The organism is Truepera sp. (assembly GCA_032027045.1).
Taxonomy (GTDB): Bacteria; Deinococcota; Deinococci; order Deinococcales; family Trueperaceae; genus JAAYYF01.
Genome location: JAVSMU010000001.1, coordinates 1,309,833 through 1,328,144, shown reverse-complemented (window position 1 = coordinate 1,328,144; position 18,312 = coordinate 1,309,833). Strand labels below are relative to the sequence as shown.

The following is an 18,312-nucleotide window of genomic DNA, read 5'->3' as shown; positions in this document are numbered from 1 at the left end:
CCCTATCGGGCGCCAACGCTGCGGCCCGCCGGGAGCGGCTGAGTGAGATGACGGACTTCTGCGCGTTGCTGGAATGCGAACTACCGGCCCTGATGCGGCCGTTCCACGACGAGAGGAACGCAAACCATGAGTAAGACCGATGCGATCCGGACCGTAGGGTTGACCAAGAAGTTCGGCAGCCTCGTGGCCGTCGACGATCTGGACCTGCAGGTACACGCCGGGGAGATCTTCGGGTTCCTCGGCCCCAACGGCGCAGGCAAATCGACCACCATCCGGATGTTGCTGAACCAGTTACGCGCCACGTCCGGCAGCGCAACGGTGCTCGGTCATGACATACGCGAGGAGTCACTCGAGATCCGGCGACGCATCGGTTACGTGCCCGGCGACCTCGCCCTGTACCCGAAACTGACGGGCCGCCAGACCATCGACTACTTCGCGGGCATCCGCGGCGGGGTCGACATGGCCTTCGTAGGCGATCTTGCCGAGCGGCTGGACGCCGACCTGTCCCGGAAGGTCGGTGAGTACTCCACCGGCAACCGGCAGAAGATCGGCCTCATCCAGGCTTTCATGCACCAGCCCGAACTGCTCATCCTGGACGAGCCGAACGCAGGGCTAGACCCGCTGGTGCAGCGAACGTTCCAGACGATGCTACGTGAGGTGCGCGAGGAGGGGCGCACGGTGTTCCTGTCGTCTCACACCCTCTCGGAGGTGGAGCGGGTCGCCGATCGGGTGGGCATCATCCGTCACGGCAAGCTCGTGGTGGTCGAGCGGATCGACGAGCTGAAGCGCAAGGCCATCCGCCGCCTGGAGTTCGAGTTCGCCACGCCGGTGCCGCCGGACGTCTTCAGCCACGTCGACCTGGTGCACGACGTCGAGGTCGACGGCGCCCACGCCCGCATCACTTACGAGGGTTCGGTCAACCCGGTCCTGAAGGCCGCCATGGCGTACGACGTGGTCAACCTGCGTTCGCGCGATGCGGACCTAGAGGAGATCTTCCTGGCCTACTACCGCGATAGCCCCGACGACACCACGTTCATCGACGAGAGTGCGCCGTCTGGCAACTCGGTCCAGCGGGACCAAGGGGCAGGTCATGATCGCTGAACTACTACGCCACGAGGTGCGCCGGCGCGCGGTCGGGGCAGGCGTCCTCGCCGTCATACTTGGCGCCTTCGGTGCCCTGGCGCTGGCGATCGCCGAAGCGCTCGGTGGCTTCATCGAGGAGATGACCGCCAACTTCCCGGACGTGCTCACGGCCCTCGTGGGTAGCAACGTACCGGGCGGTTACGTCGTAGGTGAGATGTTCAACCTGGTCTTCCCGATCGCCGTGGTGGTCTTCGCCATCATCGGCGGGGCGGGCGCCCTGGCGGGGGAGGAGCGAGACGGCACCATGGCGATCCTCTCGGCCCAACCCGTTACTCGCGCCAGGCTGCTCTGGACCAAGGCCGCCGGAGTCGCCCTGGCATTGGTCGTGGTGGTGAGCGTGAACTGGGTGGTGATGGCGACCTTCATCGCGGCCGACGCCACCGAGTTGACGCTGGTCGGCCTCACCGGCGGCACGATCCACCTGCTGTTCCTCGGCCTGGCGTTCGGTGCCGTAGCCTTCGCGGGCGCCGCGGCAACCGGCCTACCCGCGCTTGGCTCGGCTGTCGCCGGCGGGATCGCGGTGGCCGCCTACCTGGCGGCCACCATGCTGCCACTCGCCGGCCTCGAGGCTTGGGCGAAGGTGAGCCCCTGGTACTACTACCTTGCCGACTCCGACCCGCTGAGGTACGGCATCAACCTGGCTGACCTAGGCATCTTCACCGCCATCGCGGCGGTCGTGATGGCTGTCGCGGCCGGCGCCTTTCCCCGGCGCGACCTGAGGGGCTGAACCATGACTACCCCCAGTTCCGTTTCACTGACTCCGGCGCGCGCCGCGCCAGCCACCACCGCGTCGAAGTGGCGCACCATCTACACCCGGGCCGTGGCAGACAAGACCGTCCTGGTCAGCGTCTTGGCGTTCTACGGCCTTGCGATGGCCGTGGGCGTCGGTGCGCTATGGCCGCCGCTACAAGAGACTTTCGCGGCCATAGCCGGGAAGTTCCCGGCCGCCTTCGACGCCCTTCTGGGCGGCCTGTCCATCGCCACGCCAGCGGGCTGGATGCACGCCGAGCTGATGTCGCTGATGGGTCCTGGTTTCCTCATCGCCATGGCCATGATGTCTGCGGTGTCGGCCACCGCCGGCGAGGAACAGGACCGCACCCTGGGGCTGGTGCTGTCTACCGGCGTCACGCGAACCACCTTCCTCTTCGCAAAGGCCGCGGCCATGGTCACGCACGTGCTCATCGTTGCCGCCGCGTTGTTCGTCGGCATGTTGATCGCCGGGCGGGTCGGTGGCCTCGGCATCCCGGTTCTCGACTCGCTCGCAGCCACGGTCAACATGATCCTCATCGCCTTGGTCTACGGCGCCATCGCCCTTACGCTGGGCGCGACAACCGCCGACAGGCGCCTCACCCTGTCGATCACCGGAGCGTTGCTGGGCGTGTCGTTCATCGCCGCGAGCTTCCTGGGCCTCGTCGATTCGTTGGTGTGGTTGTCCAAGATCAACTTCTGGTATCCGTACATGGCCAGTCCGGCCCTGGCCGAAGGTCTCGACTGGGGCAACGCCGCCATCATGGCCGGCCTCGCGGTGGGCATTGGAGCGATTGCCTTCACCATTTTCCCGCGTCGCAAGGACCTTCGTGGCTGACCGGCGCGTTGCCGCGGCCACGCCACCTGCCCGGCTTGGCCTCGTGAGCGCTTATCGTGACCATTGGGACCGAAAAGCTTGAAGCACGGACAAACTTGAGAAGGACACGATTGGGCCATTGGCGACAGACAGGGCGGCGCTCGAGCCGACATGGTCGTGGTTGCGAGATTGCGCAAGGACTTTCTGATGGCCTGCAGGTCCTTGGGCAGAAGGAGGCCGATCTGGTGCAGCGAATTCTGATGCTACTGGCGCTTTGCTTCAGCGCCGCCTTGCCTACGAGTGCCACTGCCGCTGGTGGCCCTGCTCCTAGTGCTACTGCTACCGGTAACTCCTCAGGACCGATAGAGGACTTCATCGATGACGCCATGCCTGCTTCCGGCGTTCCCGGCGTGGCCTACGCCGTGGTGGCCGACGGTCAGATCACGACGGCCGGTGCGCGCGGGGTTGCCAAGCTCGGAGGCGACACGGCCGTCACGCCGGACACGCCGTTCGTGATCGGCTCGATCTCCAAGAGCTTCACGGCGCTCGCCATCATGCAACTGGTCGAGGCGGGCAAGGTCGGCCTGGACAGCGAGCTCTCGCTCTACCTTGACGAGTTCTCGGGCCGACCTGCAGGCGCGATCACGGTCCGGCAGTTGCTCAGTCACACGAGCGGCTTCTCCACGGTGCAGGGGAACGCGGGCCATCCGGAGGCCACCGGTGGGAAGGATGACCTTGCACGCGGGGTAGAACGGCTGGCAGGGGTGACGCCTGCCTACAGGCCCGGCGAGAAGTGGGACTACTCGAACGCGAACTACGAGATCCTTGGTCGACTTGTCGAAGTCGTGAGCGGCCAGGAATACCAGACCTACGTAGCCACCAACATCCTGGAGCCTGTCGGCATGGACCACAGCTTCGTTTCTGACGGTAAGGTCCATGCGTCGATGGCGACCGGGCACCGACCGTGGTTCGGCAGGAAAAAGCCGCTCGCCGACAACACGACAGGCCGCGCGACGGCTCCGCAAGGCGGAATCGTGGCGAGCGCGAACGATCTGGCGCGCTATCTCGCAATGATGATGAACGGCGAGGACGATGTGCTGAGCGCCGCCGGCAAGGCGCTGATGATGCGACCCGCCAGCGCCGTATCGCCGGGGTACGGCTTTGGCTGGAACGTGTATCCCGATGACGGGGTGGTGTGGCACGACGGGGTCAGCCCCGGCGTCGAAACGCTCGCGACGATGCTCCCTGACCAACGGAGGGCGGTCGTAGTGCTCGTCAACGGCGGCAGTGGTATGGGCTTCGGAGAGACGGGGCACCTGCGCGTGGGCATCTCCGATAGGGCACTCGGTCTCAGCTACGACAGTTACGGGTCCGGCTGGTCCCGAAAGGTTCTGTTCATCAGTCTTGTGATCCTGCCGTTCATCTACGTCTTCGGCATGTTCAAGGCGTGGGTCGGCCGCGCCAAGGTTCGCGCCAAGCGCCGCGCCAAGGCCGGCGCTTTCGGCCTGTTCAGCCTCTGGTTCCCGCTGCTCACCACCAGCGCCGCGGCGTGGGTTCTCCTCGTTCTGGTGCCGAGCCTGTTCGGTACCCCGATCCGGACCCTGGTCTACTTCCAGCCCGATTTCGGTCTGGCCTTCGTTGCCTCCGCCATCACCGGTGTGCTGTGGGCCGTGTTCAGACTCGGCGTGGCCTACACCGGCGCAGCCTCGCCCGATTGAACCGGCTCGGACGCCTGGTTGATTGGCCGCGAGGTCGCACTCCTGGAGGCCGCACTATCTCGTGCTACACTGAACCCGGGTTACACGAGGAGCGGTTGGAAGATGGCGAACCTGACGATCACTGTGGACGAGGAACTGCTCAAGCGGGCGAGGATGCGCGCGCTCGAACAAGGCACTTCCGTCAACGCAGTGTTGCGCGACTACCTGGAAAGTTATGCGGGCCTAGCAGCCGAGCGTAATGCAGCGGCTAGAGCCATCCTCGAACTGTCCGAAACCGCCCAATCGCGCCACGAAGGGCCTCGTTGGACACGAGACGAGCTTCACCAACGCTAGATGGGACGCGTCTTCTTCGATACCAGTGTCCTCGTCTATCTCTTCGACCGGGCTGCGCCAGAGAAGCAAGCCCGGGCCCGGGAACTTCTTGACAGGCACAGCAGGGACGGCAGCCTCGTCTTGAGCACCCAGGTGCTACAGGAGTTCTTCGTAGCCACGACCCGCAGGCTGTCGACGCCGCTTGGCCTTTCGGAGGCCCTTGGGATAGTCCGGAAACTTGCAGTATTCCCGATCGTTCGAGTGGACCCAGACCTGATAGTTAGTGCGGGCGAGAGGACCACGCGCGAGATGGTCTCCTTCTGGGACGCCCTCATCGTCGAGGCGGCTCTGGCAGCGAGTGCAACCCGGCTGTTCTCCGAGGATCTGCAGCACGGCCAGACGATATCGAGCCTGATCGTGGAGAACCCTTTCACCTGACCGGGCCAACTTCCGGGTCGCCAAGTAGGTAGGGCTGCGCCTTAATAACGGTGCCACCAAGACGTGCCACAGCATCTGCAACCATGGTCTAGCGCCGGCGAGCACGCTCGTGACCAGCACATGGACGCTGGTCGAGTTCGCGAGCGCCCTCACTCGGCTCAAGCGAACGAACCGGCTGGAAGGCGACCCGCGGGTCATCGCCGCGACCCTCGAGAGTCATGCGCGCAACGTCTATAGGATTCTCAACCCCGATTCGCACGACTTTCTGATTTCTGAGTGCGCGTGAACTCCTGCTCCACGACCCCCGGCTCGGGCTCCGAGGCCCGGACGCCTTGCATCTGGCGGTAGTGAAGCGGCAGGGAGAAACGCTATACACGCTCGACCGGAGGCTGCTCGAGTGCGCCTGCGCCCTAGCCATCCCGGCCACTGACGCCGGCGTGTTGGAGGCGTGATCGCTGCAGGTCGGCCTGAGGCAGCTTCTTCTCGGACGATCGGCTCCGATCTGAACCGGCCCAACGCTCCTCGAGTCAAGCAGCTCTTGGCAAGCCGAAACCTATTCGCCCGTTGCCGGCACGTCCCGGCCGGCAAGCTCGAGGATGCGCCCCAGGCCGCCGGCGAAATCGTCCAACCGGGGCCAGTCCGGTGGGAAGGGCTGAGACCGGGTGACGTCGTTGGTGATCACGACCACTGGCACGCCGGCGGCCACCGCTGCGGTGGCGCCGTTCAGGGAGTCCTCCAGCGCAAGGGCCTCCTCGGGCCTTACGCCCAGCTGCGCTACGGCCAAGCTGTAGAGCTCGGGATCGGGCTTGACCCGGCGTACGTCGTCCTGGGTGGCGAGAACGGGGAAGAGCCGCAGCAGGTCGTGCTTCTCCAGCCACTCCTCAACCCAGGCCCTGCCGCTGCTCGTGGCTATCGCCAGCTTGAGACCACGCTCCTGCGCCTCGCGGATGACCTGGGGGATGCCGGGGCGCACATCCAGTTCGTTCACCGCTGCCAAGATTCCCGCGCGTAGGCCGGGGTAGAGCTCGTCGCGGCGGAGCCGGACCTCCTCGGGCAACGCGGCCCACGGGTCGAACGCCCCCCAGGTGCCGATGCCCCGCTGCCAGTCGCTCAGCTTCAGTTCCAGGCCGTGCTCCCGGTAGAACCCTTGCCAATGGCGGAACTCGGCCGTTTCGGTATCCAGGATCGTGCCGTCGAAATCGAAGATCACTGCCTGTAGCATCGGCCTACTCTACGTCGCTAAGCGATTTGTTCGGTAGGCGACCAGTCTCGCTCAAGGGTGGAGGATGGTTACGCCGACTGGCGCGAAGCTCCCCATCGACGCGAGCACCTCGCCCGCTGCCCCCAGCGGCCGCCGCGCGCCTATCAACGCCTCGAGCGGCGCGCGGCTACTGGCTATGAAGTCGAGCATCTCCGGGTAGCGCCTTGCCTGCATGCCGTGCGTGCCCAAGATGCTGAGCTCGCGCTTGATTGCAAGTTCGAGCGGTACGTTGGGAGTAGCGTCTTGCCCCAGCAATAGACCGAGCTGGAGGTGTCGGCCGCGCTTGCGCAAGGAGCGCACCCCCTGGCCGGCCGTCGACGCGCTCCCCAGTGCGTCGACGCTGACGTGGGCTCCGCCTCCTGTCAGTTCGAGGATTGCCTCTACGGGGTCGGTCTCGGAGACGTTCACGACGGCGTGGCCCCCCAATTCCTGGGCGAGATCGAGCTTCTCCTGCACCGTGTCGACGGCTATCACGCGAGCGCCCATGCGTGACGCGATCATGACGGCGGAGAGGCCCACGCCGCCGCAGCCGAACACCGCCACCGACTCACCGGGCTTCACGCGCGCGTGCGCCGTCAGCCCCGCATACGAAGTGGTGAAGCGGCAACCGAGGCTGGCGGCAACGTCGAAGCCCAACTCTTCGGGCAAGGGGACCAGGTTGACGTCGGCCCACGGGACCATCACCAGCTCCGCGAAGCTGCCCCAGCCGTCGAAGCCGGGCTGGTACTCGTGCTCACAGAGGTTCTGGTGCCCGGCCCCACACTCCACGCAGGAGCCGCAGCCGCAGCAGAACGGTGCGGTTACGCGCTCGCCGCCCTGGAACCGCTGCACTCTCGCGCCGACCGCGCGCACCACGCCGGCGAACTCGTGCCCTGGCACGTGGGGGAAGGCCACTGTCTGGTCGTGGCCCACCCAGGCGTGCCAGTCGCTGCGGCAAACGCCAGTGGCGCGCACCTCCACCAGGGCGCCGTGCGGCGGGAGGTCGGGTTCCGGCACCGTTGTGAGGACGGGAGCGGAGTTGGGGGCGTCAACGAGGATAGCGCGCATGCCCGATGCTAACCCTGTGCTTCGGCGGCCTGCGCGCGTGGTCTCCTGGCCCGGCAGCTACCTCTTCACCACCACCTCGAACTGGGCGTGCTCCACCCAGTCGTACCAGAGTGCTACTCGTGGCTCGACGGGCGACGGGTTGTCGACACGCCCCCAGTTCGCGAAGGCGAACAGGGTAACCAAGTACTCGTTCTTGCCGCGATCGAAGAAGGCTACCAACCAGGGCGGTGAAGCAGCCATCAGCGTGGGATCGCCAGGTGCACGCCAGTTGCACAACCCGTAGTAGTCGTTTACCCAGCCGGGCTCGGCTGACCCTCCAACGAACTTGGCGTTGGGATCGATGACGACCGTGTGGTTCGGCCCGCGCAGGCGGAAGTCCTGGTTGCCGTTGCGTACGTCGCCCTGGCCGCCTACACCGCGAAGGTAGATGGTGTAGCTCGTGGCGCCTTCCTCGGCCTTGAAGCGGAGGTTCATCTCGGCGCACGGGAAGCTCAAGCCGTCCATGTGCCTATCCGGATGAGTGGAGCCGTACGTGACCTCCAGCCGAGGGTCGAGGAACCGATCATCACCACGGACCTCGGCTGCCATGCGCGCGATGGGGCTCGCGCCCGCGGGGATGCTGACAGCGCCCTCCTCGACCTCGAAGATCTCGACCGTGACGGTGTCGCGGTCACTGTCCTCGATGCCGTTCGGGGAGTCATGGAAGTACCACACCTCCCGCGAGGACGTCGTGAAAGTGGTTCCGCTCTGCAGCAGGTCGTCGATCTCGCCGTGAAGACCACTGGTTGTCCAACGATAGAGGTAGTCGCCGGTCGTCGAACCCTTGGGGATGACGGTGAACCGAGCCGATGACTGGTTGCGGGAGACTATTGCGGACGCAGGCGAGAGGGCGAACAGGGCGGGGGCCGATACGGCGGTCCAGTCGATGACGCTCGGCGAGCTCGCCAGGTCGTGCATGATCTTGGCGATGTCTCCGCTGACGAGCGCGCTTTGCACCGCCGCCGCGACGGCGGTGGCACCGGCCCGAGAACTGAGGCGCTTCTCCATGGCGTCGATGGTGGCCTTGTTCTTGGTGCTCTCGTCCAGGGCGTCTTTCACGACGTTCAGCATGTCGAGCCTGTAGGTGCGGTTCTCGATCAGCTCGGCCATCAGGAACCTCAAGGCGTTGCCGTAGCCCGCCTGCCCCTGGGTCAGGTAGACGCCGAGTTGCGCGAGGTGTTTATCGTGGATGATCCGCACCCGCTCACGGGCCTTGTTCAGTTTCGCGGCGTCCAGCTTGGCCATGCTCCCGAGACCGTAGACCTCGATGAGGGGCAGGAGAAGGTCGTCGAGGAACAGCTCGACGGACTTCTCCACGACGATCTCGTCCCAGGCGTCATGAAAACCTGTGAATCGCTCGTCGGACATTATGGGCCAAGCGGCGTTGGTTGTGCTGGGTCCGATGAGGATCAGTTGGTAGTGCGTGCGGCTGGCGCCGTCGTGGCCGACCAACGCCAGCGGTGTGCTGAGTACGTGCGACCAAGGCGAAGCGCCGGTTACCACGTCTAGCAAGGCGTTAAAGAACTCCAGCTGGCCGGTAGCGGGCACCTCCACTCTGCCTACCAGCACCGGTGGATTGGTCGGGTGCTTCGTGCGATCGGCGTCCTCCCAGGCGACCTCGTAGGCGAGCAGCGCTGCAGGCCGGCGGTAGGAGTTCTGAGCGACTACTCCGGAGCCGGCGGGGTTGTGCAGCACCTTGACGCCGGCCTGAGCCGCGCTCGGTTCGATGACGATGTTGTCGCCCTCGACGGCAGCCGGAACGATCAGCTCGAAGCCAACCAGCGCTTGCGGTTCGCCGACTGCTGAAGCCACCAAGTTTGGCGGGGTGGGGGGCGCTAGGCCTGCTACTCCCGCGGCGCCCAGAACATCTCCGTGAGCGGCCTGAAGGGCAGCCAGCACCTCGTCGTCCGGGTCGGCCACACCGTTGCCGCCTGCCAGGAGCTGGCGCTCCAGTTCGGTGGCCAGCCTGGCGGCAGCGGGTGCGCCAGTCAACAGCGAGCGCACCTTGTCCTGCTGCTCCCTAGGGAGCCACATGCCACCGACCAGGTAGTAGAGGAGAGAGTCTGCCGTGCTGGCGAGCGAGATGTCGATGGAGTCGCTGCCGGCGCGGGTCTCGTCGTCGCTGTCGGTGACGCCGAGAAGGAGCAGGCGACCTGCCGCGGTCTCCACGCCGATCTCGACCGCAGCGCCGCCGAACACGTTGATGGTGAACTCACCGTTGGCCGAGACAGGTGCCGTGCCGTTCGCGCTGCTGACCGTCAGTGACGCTAGGTTGACGCCGTGGCCAGTAGGTAGCGAGATCTTGCCGGCTATCGTGCGCACCCTAGCCGGGTCGGGTTGCTTAGGGCTCGATGGTCCGCCGCAGGCGGTCAACACCGCCAGCAGAAACGCAGCCAGGATGAACGTGATGTTTAGGTGGGCCGAGCGGTTGGATTCGCGCATGCCGCAACGTACGAGGTAGCACATTAATGTGCACCTAATTTGCGCCAGTGCCGCCCGTTCGAGTGGCGGTCACACCGCAGAGACAGAGGGACTTCCATGGCCGGTGGGAGCGACATGCCTTCGGAACATCGCTATGTTGCATCAACGCATCAAGTTATGCGGTGATATGATGTGACGTGCGAACGACGATAACCCTCGATCCCGACGTTCATGGCGCCGTCCAGCAACTGATGCGCGAGCGCGGCCTGAGCTTCAAGGAGGCGGTGAACACGGCTATCCGGCTAGGGCTGATCGGCGACGGGCACGGCGATCAGTTCACGTTCCCGACGCACCGCATGGGGCGTGCCAGGATCCATCTCGACAAGTCCCTGGCGGTGGCGGCCGCGATGGAGGACGAGGAGCTGCTCCACAAGCGGCAGTTGCGCAAGTGACGGTAGTCGATGCCAACGTGCTGCTCTACGCCGTAGACGAGGAGGCGGAGAATCATGAGCTCGCGCGGAGCTGGTTGTTGGGCGGCCTCAGGAGCAGAGAGACCGTGGTGCTCCCATGGGTTTCCCTGCTCGCCTTCCTACGCATCTCGACGAGTCCTAGGATCTATCCGACTCCGCTCACGGTCGAGGAAGCCAGCGAGGTAGTCGATGCCTGGTTGAGCCGCCCGAACGTGGTGCCGGCAACGGGTGGGCGTGAGCATTGGGGGATCCTCCGCCGCCTCCTCGAGACCAGTGGCGCTGGTGGCAACCTCGTGACTGACGCTCACGTCGCCGCGTTCGCGCTCGAGATGGGGGCGACTGTCACGACCTTCGACAATGACTTCGGGCGCTTCCCGGGCGTCGAGTGGCGGCGACCGTCGTAAGTAACGGAGGCGCCCCCGAAGTCGGTGCCCGCTGACGACTTGACCGCCTCGCCGCTTCTCGCTCCGCACTTCCGTGCCTTCCATTACAATGCAACGTCAATTCCGAACGCGGAAGCCCGGAGGCACTCGTATGGGAACCCTGCTCGCCCTTTTCCTAGTGATCTCGTTGAACCTGGCGCCCGGGGGCAGCCAGTCGGTCACCATCGACAACTACGTCGTGGAGGGTGTCGGTATCTACCCGGACGCGACCACGCTCCTCATGACCAAGAACGACGACGCGACCTGGTTACTTCATGACGCACAAGGGAACCCATGGTTCACGGTCGCCGTGGACGGTCCGATGCTCTCGATTTCGAGCGCCGGTAGCAGCGGCGACGCCGTCGACATCGGAGCCGCCCTCGGACTCCCGGCAGAGCCCTGGTGGTCGGGCGACGCCGTGGAGCCCGCGGGGCTCCCCCCGATCCTCCTAACGCACCTTCCCAATGGCGTCGACGTTGCGGTCGATGGGCAACTGGCCGCCGAGATTCGGTGGTAGTCGACCCAGGACGCCTCGGGCGTGAGCAGGTCGATAACTGTTAACTGAGCGCTCCTCCCGCTAGTGGTGTACAGGGCGGGCAGAAACCAACGCATTCGCGGCTCCTTTCGGGCATAGCGCGGCAGGGGAGACCCGTGCCCCTGAAGGCGCTTTGTCGCTCCTCAAGACTCGGGTCGGGGTGCTACGTGGCTCCGTCCCTGCGCTTTGGCCCGCCGACGCGATCCGCGTTAGGGTGCCACGTAAGCCGCCGTAAGGAACGAGTCTCTCTCGAGGAGGTAACTATGAGAACCCCTAACGCCTTTCGCCTCGGGGCGTCATTCTTGATCGCCACCGCTTTCACGCTGCTGCTCGCCATGACAGCAAGCGCCATTGCGCAGGAGGGCGGTCCGGTACGTTTCGAAGATCCCGCCCTGGAGCGCGCCGTGCGTGGCCAGGTCGTCCTGGACGAGGGTGAACCCCTGCAAGCGTCGGACGTAGCGCAGATCGAGCGGCTGTGGGTGGAGTGGCCCGACGACGCAGACCGCATCGAGTCGCTGGCCGGCATCGAGGCCCTGACGGGCCTGACCTACCTGAACCTGCGCGATCACGACGTTCAGGACCTGCAACCGCTAGCGGGCCTCACCAACCTGGAGTCACTGTCTCTCGATAGGAACCGCATCACCAACCTGGAGCCGCTGGCCGGGCTCCAGAGGCTCGACCGCCTGGTTCTTAGTAGGAACCAGATCGTGGACGCCAGTGGCTTAGCAGGCCTGAACGAGCTCGAGTTCTTGGACCTGAGCGACAACCACTTGCGCGACGCCTCGGGCCTGGCGGGCCTGGACCAACTCTCGACCCTCTTCCTGCACGACAACGCACTATCAGACTTGAGTGTGTTGACGGAGTTGCCGAACCTGATGCGCGTATCCCTGTGGGGCAACCCGAACCTCGACACCTGCGCCGGTTCGGCACCGCGGCAGGTGATCGATGAACTCACGGCCCGTGGCGTGGACGTAGCCTACGTGGAGCGCGGCGCCGGCGGTGAGGCGTGCGCTGAGTATGCCTCCGCCGCTCCCGTGACGATAGCCGTGGAAACGGGTGGGCACGAGGAGTCGGTGTTGGTGGCTGGTGGCCGCCTGGCCCGCCTGAACCCCGACGGGACCCGCGTGGTCGTCTCGTGCGTGGGCACCGTGCAGCCGGTGTACGTCATCAACGAGGAACGCGGCGTCTACTGGTACGGACTCATGCAGGACCTCGCACAGGAACTCTCCAGCTTCATCGCCGTTCACCTCCTTCCGGACGATCCGGAGGTCAGGTATGCCGTCGACGTCCGCGTCGAAGAGGCCGGCGAAGAAGACGTGGCCGGGTACACCGCGCAGCACTACCGGGTGGAGTGGCGCCCGAACGAGGAGGAGGGCGGCGCCGATCACGACTGGGCGCTGATGCAAGAAGTGTGGGTGGCTCCGGAGCTGGGCAGCGAACTCCAAGCGACGGGCTGTTATCAGGTGGCCGCGTTCCTCGAGACTTTCCAGCTCCTCCAGGGCACCTTCTCGTCGCAACGGTTCTACGGTCTGGCGGGCAGCCAGGATTATGGGATGGCTGTGACTGCCGGGTTCCCCGTGCGCGCCGTCATGTACGTGCCCGCCTCGGGCGACACCGTGGTGACGGAAGTGACCGGCGTGGACGCGGTGGCGCCGGCCGCCGGCCAGTTCGATCTGCCCGAGGGCTTGAAGCGTGTGAACGGTTTAGGCGAGGTTTTCTGAGCTGAACGAGGGTCACTGAACGACAGTCACACTCGGTGTTCCCCATGGTGGCCGGGTCCTACTACCGGTTCATGCCGGTACACTGCCGCGGCCAGCCCAGTGTGCGGCGGCGTCGCCAAAGGCGTTACGGTGGTCGGTGGAGGCGGTCAGATGACAGACGTAGACGCGAGCCGCGCTGGGACGTTCCTGCTGGGTGGCGACCTCGAGGTCAACCGCATCGGCTACGGTGCCATGCGTGTCACCGGCGAGGGCATCTGGGGTGAACCCGCCGACCGTGAGGAGTGCCTGGCGACGTTGAAGTTGGTGCCGGAGCTGGGTGTGAACCTGATAGACACGGCAGACTCCTACGGCCCGCTCGTCTCCGAGCAACTCATCCGCGCGGCTCTGCACCCATACCCGCCTGGGCTCGTGATAGCCACGAAGGCGGGCCAGGTGCGGCCGGCACCGCACAAGTGGGTGCCGCTTGGCCGCCCGGAATACCTGATCCAGCAGGCGCAGATAAGCATGCGTGTGCTGGGCGTGGAGCAGATCGCGCTGTGGCAGCTGCACCGCATCGATGACCGCGTGCCACGCGACGAGCAGTTCGAAGCCATGAAGACCTTGATGGACAACGGTTGGGTGCGTCACCTGGGCCTAAGCGAGGTGACGGTGGAGGAGATCGAGGCGGCGCGCCGGTTCTTCCCGGTGGCGTCGGTTCAGAACCGCTACAGCATCACCTACCGTAAACACGAGGCCGTGCTCGAGTACTGCGAGGCGAATGGCATCGCGTTTCTTCCGTGGCGTCCGCTCGAAGCGGGCCACCTGGCGGGGAAGACGTCGCGCATCGGTGAGATCGCGAAGCGTCATGGAGCGAGCGAGATGCAGGTGGCCTTGGCGTGGCTGCTCAGGCGCAGCCCGGTCATGCTCCCGATCCCAGGCACGTCGCGCCGTACGCACTTGAGAGAGAACGTGGCCGCTGCCGCCCTCGAGCTGAGCGACGACGAGTTCGAGGAGTTGTCGGCGCTGGGTGAGTGAGGCGGGCTGCGCCACGCGCACGGTTGCAAGGGTCTGGATGCACCTGGCGGCTCGCTGCTCTAGAGTCACTTCATGCCCGGCCACCCGTTCGTACCGATCGATTTCGAGCCGCCTCTCAGCCTGGTAACGGACCGGTTCCGGCTGGAGCCCCTAGGCCCGCAGCACAACGAATCCGACCATGCGGCGTGGACCTCGAGCGTCGACCACATAGGCGCAACGCCGGGTTTTCGCAATAGCCACTGGCCCCCTCGCGAAGGGATGTCACTCGAAGCCAACCTCGCGGACCTTCGCCTTCATGCGGCCGATTTCGCTGCCCGGCGGGGGTTCACCTTCACCGTTCTAGACCCTGAAGCCGATGACGTCATCGGTTGCGTCTACCTGTATCCGGCGAAGTCCCCTGACCATGAGGTGGACGTCAGGTCGTGGGTCCGGGCCGATCGCGCGGACCTCGATGGGCCGCTTGCCGACGCGGTCGCACGGTGGCTCGAGGCGCGGTGGCCCTGGGTTCGGATCGACCGTCGCGGCCGTTGAGGGTGATCGGTGACTCTACAGACACTCATCAAGTGTGACGGCCGGCTTCGTGCGCTCCGTCGTGAGCAGCAAGGTCGAGGGAGGGGAGGGCTCTGCGTGGAGCCGACCCTGATGCTAGATGAGACTTGCTTGCTGACGAGGCACGAGGGTGGCCACATTGGTGCAGGGAGGGACCTGGGATGAATGGTACATACCGAGTCGTGGTGGAAGATCGAGGTCGAGTAGCCTTGCCGACTGAGTTGCGCGAGCGGTCCGGACTAGTAGCCGGTACAGTCCTCACGCTGTTCGAGACTCCTGCCGGTTTGGTGCTCATGTCGCGAGAGCAGCTTCTGCAGCGAGTTCGGGCGGACCTCAGCGGCCTCGACCTCGTCGGTGAGCTCCTAGACGGGCGTCGGGCTGAGGCTGAGCGCGAGGACTTCGCCTCCGATTGAGCGTCAAGAAGTTGGATGCTTCGGCTCGGCCCCGCTTTCCTTCTTGAGGTCCTTGACGCCTTCGATGCTCTTTAGCAGCTTCGAGTTCTGCCAGCCGGACCCAGCGACCTCATCGTCTTCCATGGTCGTGCTGACCACGTACTCGGTTACGTCGAGGATGCCGGGCGCCTGCATCACGCCGCCAAGGGTGAGGAACTCCTGGACGATGAATCTTCTCATGCCTCACCTTGCGTCTGGAATCGTGCCGTTTGTTGGTGGTACGCCAGCTTCCAGTGCCCGTCTTCGTTCGCGTAGACGCTAGCGACGACAGCCTCGTATTGCGCCGCGCCTCGGCGCGCGCGTGCACGGTACGAGACGACGACGCCGTCGTCACCGAGGCGCCGTACATCTGGTTCAGCGAACTCCACCTCGTCCCAGCGTGGGCCGGCGGCGATGCCGTCGATGGCCGCTTTCCTATCGACCAGGCCCATTCCCGGCAGGGCCATGCGGCAGTCGGCGGTAAGAAGCTGGCGGTAGAAGTCGGCGTCGCCGAACCAGAAGCGCCGTTCGAGTTCGAGCATGTCGGAGTCGGTCATGGTGGCGATTCTAGACGGGGCTCGCGTCCTTCGCCAGACTCTTGCACCAATCAGAGGTGAATGAAATGGTCGAGCTATTAGACGTTCCTCCCCTGATGGATAAGGCTAGTCTCGCTCTATAGGCTGAAGAATCGGCGGAGTATGGCGAGTACCTCCGAAAGCTTCACGTCCTTGACGCGCCCCACCTCGCCGATGATCGAGTCTTGCTGAATCGTGAACAACTTGCCGATGCGGATCATGCTCGCAGATGAACAGCAGCAAGGATGGCGGAACGATCGTGCAAGCTGGCCTCGTGAGTCGGGCCGGTTGCAACGCGGCCGGTGATCATGGGATTACATCTCTAGGCGGCCTTCGTCCCGGAGGCCAACCCCCGGGGCCGGCAGGCGCTCGGGCACTTTTTCAAGTCTTCGTTGCCATGTAGGCCGCCTCGACGATCTCAGCGCCGTAAATGCGCTGCAGGCGCCGCACCGTGAAGTGTCCTTTCGCAACGCTCTGATAGTAGTCGAGGAACAAAGTGTTGATGCCGGCGCCAGTGAACGCCCCCAGAACGGGCACGATCTTGGCGGTCTGCGCTTGAGTAAGCCTCACCCCGAAGCGCGTCGTGATGCGCTGGATCATCTTGACCAGCACCGGAATGGCTTCCTCCGTTGCTTTTGCACCGCCAGTGCGAGCGGCGTTCTCCGCGTACTTAGCCGCGCTGTTGATGACTTGCGCCTGCCAGGCCCGGGTCGCGAAGTACGCCGAGTCAGCAGCGTCATCATCCGCCGACCGCCCGCCCATCGAGAAGACCGCCAAGCACTCGAGGCGTGTGGCGATGAGTGTGATGTCTTCGCCGTTCTCGCGTGCAACCTCGCCGATGGAACGCATCATCGTCAGGGTCGAAGCAGGCAGCTCCACCGCAACACCCGACAAGCCGAATAGACCACCAGCCGCCCCAGAGAGCGCCACTGCGCCCTTATATCTCTGGTTGCGGGCTCGGGCTGCACCGTTCTTCATCCCAGTGAAGGCAAACCCGACCGCCTTCTCTAGCGCTTTACCAATGAGCGTACCTATCCGCTCCCTCGCGGCTTTCGGCAACTTGTCATATGCGAACTCAATGGGTCGCCCGACGGCATTCGAGAGTGAGATGACGAACGGAACGTCCTCCAGGCGCCGCTTCGCGTCCTTCAACTCGGCCAGATGTTCCTCTGATAGCGGCACGCATCCTCCCCATATACGCCCATGGCCACCGGGCGCTAACCGTGTACGAGGTGCACAAGCTTACCAACTGTCAACGCGCCAGAAGCCTCTCGCCATCAAGAGCGGGGGCGACACCCGCAGGGGAGAAGCAGCATGACCGGCTCCTTTCAGGGTTGGTTCGTCGGCGCTGACGAACCGCACAGGGACGTCGAGCGACTTCGTCGCCTGGTTAACCAAGGTGGTCTGCCTACCTGCCGGGGTCCGGTAACGGCCTGTATGAAGCGACGCGGCTCCGCTAGCCGTCGAGTGAGAACGGCGACGTGGGGGCGCTGGTAGATGGCATTCGGAACACTCATTGCGTTGAGTAATTTTACTCAATACACTGAGTAAAGCGGGGTCAAATGCCTCAGCCAGCTCGGTCCGAGGTCGTTGCGAGAATCGTTTAGGTGACCGGTCTTGCGCTTATACCAACTGATCCCTTGTCCTGCCTTCTCCCACAACGGCGAATTTTTCCGGTGAGCCGGTGTTATCCGTCCGTTTGGATCTATGAAGAACCGCTCGGTTGAGTCGAGGGAGCTCGCGTGCTCTACGTGATCTTGGGCAGAGAAGACGCCTTGAAGGTAGTGAACGGCGTATGGAACCTGACGGAAGAGCGGCCATGAACGCCCCTCTGTGGCCCAGCCGCTGAAGCAGAACTCGGGTACCGAAGTTCGTCTTTACGGAGTCCAGCGAAAGAGGGATCATCAATCAGCTATGAGGCAGCCAGTGATCGTAGCCAAGAACACCTCTAAGAACCAGATCACACTCCCAAAGGAGATCGTGGATAGGTTCCCGGGCGTCGACTACTTCGCAGTACGTTCCGAAGATGGGACCATCGTATTGGAACCGTTCGTGCAGAGCCGGGCTGACGAGGTGCGTCGCAAGCTAGCCAGTATAGACATAGGCGAAGACGATATCGCCAACGCCGTGGCATGGGCGCGGGGCCAGTAGGTAGGAGTCAGGGTCGTCATCGACACGAACGTCGTGGTATCGACGTTGGTGTTCCAAATGACCGCTTCAGCTGGTCGAGAGCCGCTTGGCGCACCGGAGAAGTGGTTCCTGTCGTTTCGCGCTAAACGGTCGCGGAACTCATGCGGGTGCTTGCCTACCCGAAGTTCCAGCTCGATGAAGCGGAGATCGCTGAGCTGCTGAGCGACTACTTGCCGTTCGCGGAGATCGTGCCTGGCCAAGTAGCACCGGAACAGTTGGGCGAGACGATGCGTGTGGCTGACCCTCACGACCAACCGTTCGTGGACCTTGCCGTTCACGCGCGGGTCGAGGTTCTCGTGTCGCGCGACGCGCACTTGCTGGCCTTGGCCGACAAAGGCGACCTCAGGGTGATGGCGCCAGCTGAGTTCCGGACCTGGTGGGCGAACCGCGCGCGTTGATGGCGAGCAAGGTGGCGGCCGCATAGCGCTTCGAGGCACCGAAGGAGTGAAAAGTCTGATAACT

Annotated in this window: 21 protein-coding genes; 14 read left to right on the top strand and 7 right to left on the bottom strand. The window is 64.7% G+C overall.

The window, feature by feature from the left end:
- The first annotated feature begins 126 nt into the window (after positions 1-126).
- The 6 genes from ROY82_06085 (at position 127) to ROY82_06060 (ending at position 5,175) form a co-directional block, all read left to right on the top strand.
- On the top strand, positions 127-1,101 hold the full coding sequence (locus ROY82_06085; protein ID MDT3682030.1) for an ABC transporter ATP-binding protein: 975 nt from the start codon (positions 127-129) through the stop codon (positions 1,099-1,101).
- On the top strand, positions 1,091-1,870 hold the full coding sequence (locus tag ROY82_06080; protein MDT3682029.1) for an ABC transporter permease subunit: 780 nt from the start codon (positions 1,091-1,093) through the stop codon (positions 1,868-1,870). Before ROY82_06085 ends, ROY82_06080 begins: the two co-directional genes overlap by 11 nt.
- A 3-nt stretch (positions 1,871-1,873) precedes the next feature.
- Entirely contained in the window at positions 1,874-2,728 is an 855-nt protein-coding gene (locus tag ROY82_06075) for an ABC transporter permease subunit (protein ID MDT3682028.1), read from the top strand.
- Between the two features lie 239 nt (positions 2,729-2,967).
- The gene (locus ROY82_06070; protein MDT3682027.1) at positions 2,968-4,425 is read left to right on the top strand and encodes a serine hydrolase domain-containing protein; all 1,458 of its coding nucleotides are present in this window, start codon (positions 2,968-2,970) and stop codon (positions 4,423-4,425) included.
- Positions 4,426-4,527: 102 nt separating this feature from the next.
- Positions 4,528-4,758, top strand: a complete 231-nt coding sequence (locus tag ROY82_06065; GenBank protein ID MDT3682026.1) for a hypothetical protein — start codon at positions 4,528-4,530, stop codon at positions 4,756-4,758.
- Entirely contained in the window at positions 4,759-5,175 is a 417-nt protein-coding gene (locus tag ROY82_06060; protein MDT3682025.1) for a PIN domain-containing protein, read from the top strand. It begins immediately after the preceding gene.
- Between the two features lie 553 nt (positions 5,176-5,728).
- On the opposite strand, the gene ROY82_06055 is transcribed toward ROY82_06060, so the two are convergent.
- From ROY82_06055 to ROY82_06045, 3 genes are read right to left on the bottom strand one after another with little or no spacing between them, the layout of a single operon-like run.
- On the bottom strand, positions 5,729-6,397 hold the full coding sequence (locus tag ROY82_06055; protein MDT3682024.1) for an HAD-IA family hydrolase: 669 nt from the start codon (positions 6,395-6,397) through the stop codon (positions 5,729-5,731).
- 51 nt (positions 6,398-6,448) lie between these two features.
- Positions 6,449-7,483: an alcohol dehydrogenase catalytic domain-containing protein gene (locus tag ROY82_06050; protein MDT3682023.1), complete on the bottom strand. Its 1,035-nt coding sequence runs from the start codon at positions 7,481-7,483 to the stop codon at positions 6,449-6,451.
- 57 nt (positions 7,484-7,540) lie between these two features.
- On the bottom strand, positions 7,541-9,964 hold the full coding sequence (locus ROY82_06045) for a hypothetical protein (protein MDT3682022.1): 2,424 nt from the start codon (positions 9,962-9,964) through the stop codon (positions 7,541-7,543).
- A 176-nt stretch (positions 9,965-10,140) separates the two neighbouring features.
- Between ROY82_06045 and ROY82_06040 the strand changes: the two genes are divergently transcribed.
- The 6 genes from ROY82_06040 to ROY82_06015 all read left to right on the top strand — a co-directional run bounded on the left by ROY82_06040 (position 10,141) and on the right by ROY82_06015 (position 14,636).
- Positions 10,141-10,395: a hypothetical protein gene (locus ROY82_06040; GenBank protein ID MDT3682021.1), complete on the top strand. Its 255-nt coding sequence runs from the start codon at positions 10,141-10,143 to the stop codon at positions 10,393-10,395.
- A complete protein-coding gene (locus tag ROY82_06035) occupies positions 10,392-10,817 on the top strand; it encodes a type II toxin-antitoxin system VapC family toxin (protein MDT3682020.1) in 426 nt (141 codons plus the stop codon). The genes ROY82_06040 and ROY82_06035 overlap by 4 nt, the downstream gene beginning before the upstream one ends.
- A 130-nt stretch (positions 10,818-10,947) precedes the next feature.
- Positions 10,948-11,352 (top strand): hypothetical protein, encoded by a 405-nt coding sequence (locus tag ROY82_06030; GenBank protein MDT3682019.1) that lies wholly within the window; start codon positions 10,948-10,950, stop codon positions 11,350-11,352.
- A gap of 281 nt (positions 11,353-11,633) precedes the next feature.
- Entirely contained in the window at positions 11,634-13,091 is a 1,458-nt protein-coding gene (locus ROY82_06025) for a leucine-rich repeat domain-containing protein (protein ID MDT3682018.1), read from the top strand.
- Positions 13,092-13,241: 150 nt separating this feature from the next.
- The gene (locus tag ROY82_06020) at positions 13,242-14,105 is read left to right on the top strand and encodes an aldo/keto reductase (protein ID MDT3682017.1); all 864 of its coding nucleotides are present in this window, start codon (positions 13,242-13,244) and stop codon (positions 14,103-14,105) included.
- Between the two features lie 72 nt (positions 14,106-14,177).
- Entirely contained in the window at positions 14,178-14,636 is a 459-nt protein-coding gene (locus tag ROY82_06015) for a hypothetical protein (protein ID MDT3682016.1), read from the top strand.
- 434 nt (positions 14,637-15,070) lie between these two features.
- Here the strand turns inward: ROY82_06015 and ROY82_06010 are convergent, their stop codons facing one another.
- From ROY82_06010 to ROY82_05995, 4 genes are all read right to left on the bottom strand, one after another.
- Positions 15,071-15,286: a hypothetical protein gene (locus tag ROY82_06010; GenBank protein MDT3682015.1), complete on the bottom strand. Its 216-nt coding sequence runs from the start codon at positions 15,284-15,286 to the stop codon at positions 15,071-15,073.
- A complete protein-coding gene (locus ROY82_06005) occupies positions 15,283-15,642 on the bottom strand; it encodes a nuclear transport factor 2 family protein (GenBank protein MDT3682014.1) in 360 nt (119 codons plus the stop codon). The genes ROY82_06010 and ROY82_06005 overlap by 4 nt, the downstream gene beginning before the upstream one ends.
- Before the next feature lie 116 nt (positions 15,643-15,758).
- A complete protein-coding gene (locus ROY82_06000; GenBank protein ID MDT3682013.1) occupies positions 15,759-15,881 on the bottom strand; it encodes a hypothetical protein in 123 nt (40 codons plus the stop codon).
- A 160-nt stretch (positions 15,882-16,041) separates the two neighbouring features.
- Positions 16,042-16,842 carry an EcsC family protein gene (locus ROY82_05995; GenBank protein ID MDT3682012.1) on the bottom strand — a complete coding sequence of 267 codons (801 nt, stop codon included), beginning with the start codon at positions 16,840-16,842 and terminating at the stop codon, positions 16,042-16,044.
- A 744-nt stretch (positions 16,843-17,586) separates the two neighbouring features.
- Between ROY82_05995 and ROY82_05990 the strand changes: the two genes are divergently transcribed.
- Entirely contained in the window at positions 17,587-17,811 is a 225-nt protein-coding gene (locus ROY82_05990) for an AbrB/MazE/SpoVT family DNA-binding domain-containing protein (protein MDT3682011.1), read from the top strand.
- A 140-nt stretch (positions 17,812-17,951) separates the two neighbouring features.
- Entirely contained in the window at positions 17,952-18,248 is a 297-nt protein-coding gene (locus tag ROY82_05985; protein MDT3682010.1) for a PIN domain-containing protein, read from the top strand.
- Positions 18,249-18,312: the final 64 nt, after the last annotated feature.

Bases quoted from the DNA above. Each gene is read 5' to 3' on its own strand.
- ROY82_06025 (MDT3682018.1), top strand. From the start codon at position 11,634: ATGAGAACCCCTAACGCCTTTCGCCTCGGGGCGTCATTCTTGATCGCC.
- ROY82_06030 (MDT3682019.1), top strand. From the start codon at position 10,948: ATGGGAACCCTGCTCGCCCTTTTCCTAGTGATCTCGTTGAACCTGGCG.
- ROY82_06085 (MDT3682030.1), top strand. From the start codon at position 127: ATGAGTAAGACCGATGCGATCCGGACCGTAGGGTTGACCAAGAAGTTC.
- ROY82_06070 (MDT3682027.1), top strand. From the start codon at position 2,968: ATGCTACTGGCGCTTTGCTTCAGCGCCGCCTTGCCTACGAGTGCCACT.
- ROY82_06055 (MDT3682024.1), bottom strand. From the start codon at position 6,397: ATGCTACAGGCAGTGATCTTCGATTTCGACGGCACGATCCTGGATACC.
- ROY82_06000 (MDT3682013.1), bottom strand. From the start codon at position 15,881: ATGATCCGCATCGGCAAGTTGTTCACGATTCAGCAAGACTCGATCATC.
- ROY82_06010 (MDT3682015.1), bottom strand. From the start codon at position 15,286: ATGAGAAGATTCATCGTCCAGGAGTTCCTCACCCTTGGCGGCGTGATG.
- ROY82_06065 (MDT3682026.1), top strand. From the start codon at position 4,528: ATGGCGAACCTGACGATCACTGTGGACGAGGAACTGCTCAAGCGGGCG.
- ROY82_06015 (MDT3682016.1), top strand. From the start codon at position 14,178: ATGCCCGGCCACCCGTTCGTACCGATCGATTTCGAGCCGCCTCTCAGC.
- ROY82_06060 (MDT3682025.1), top strand. From the start codon at position 4,759: ATGGGACGCGTCTTCTTCGATACCAGTGTCCTCGTCTATCTCTTCGAC.
- ROY82_06020 (MDT3682017.1), top strand. From the start codon at position 13,242: ATGACAGACGTAGACGCGAGCCGCGCTGGGACGTTCCTGCTGGGTGGC.
- ROY82_05985 (MDT3682010.1), top strand. From the start codon at position 17,952: ATGCGGGTGCTTGCCTACCCGAAGTTCCAGCTCGATGAAGCGGAGATC.
- ROY82_06050 (MDT3682023.1), bottom strand. From the start codon at position 7,483: ATGCGCGCTATCCTCGTTGACGCCCCCAACTCCGCTCCCGTCCTCACA.
- ROY82_06005 (MDT3682014.1), bottom strand. From the start codon at position 15,642: ATGACCGACTCCGACATGCTCGAACTCGAACGGCGCTTCTGGTTCGGC.
- ROY82_06080 (MDT3682029.1), top strand. From the start codon at position 1,091: ATGATCGCTGAACTACTACGCCACGAGGTGCGCCGGCGCGCGGTCGGG.
- ROY82_06045 (MDT3682022.1), bottom strand. From the start codon at position 9,964: ATGCGCGAATCCAACCGCTCGGCCCACCTAAACATCACGTTCATCCTG.
- ROY82_06075 (MDT3682028.1), top strand. From the start codon at position 1,874: ATGACTACCCCCAGTTCCGTTTCACTGACTCCGGCGCGCGCCGCGCCA.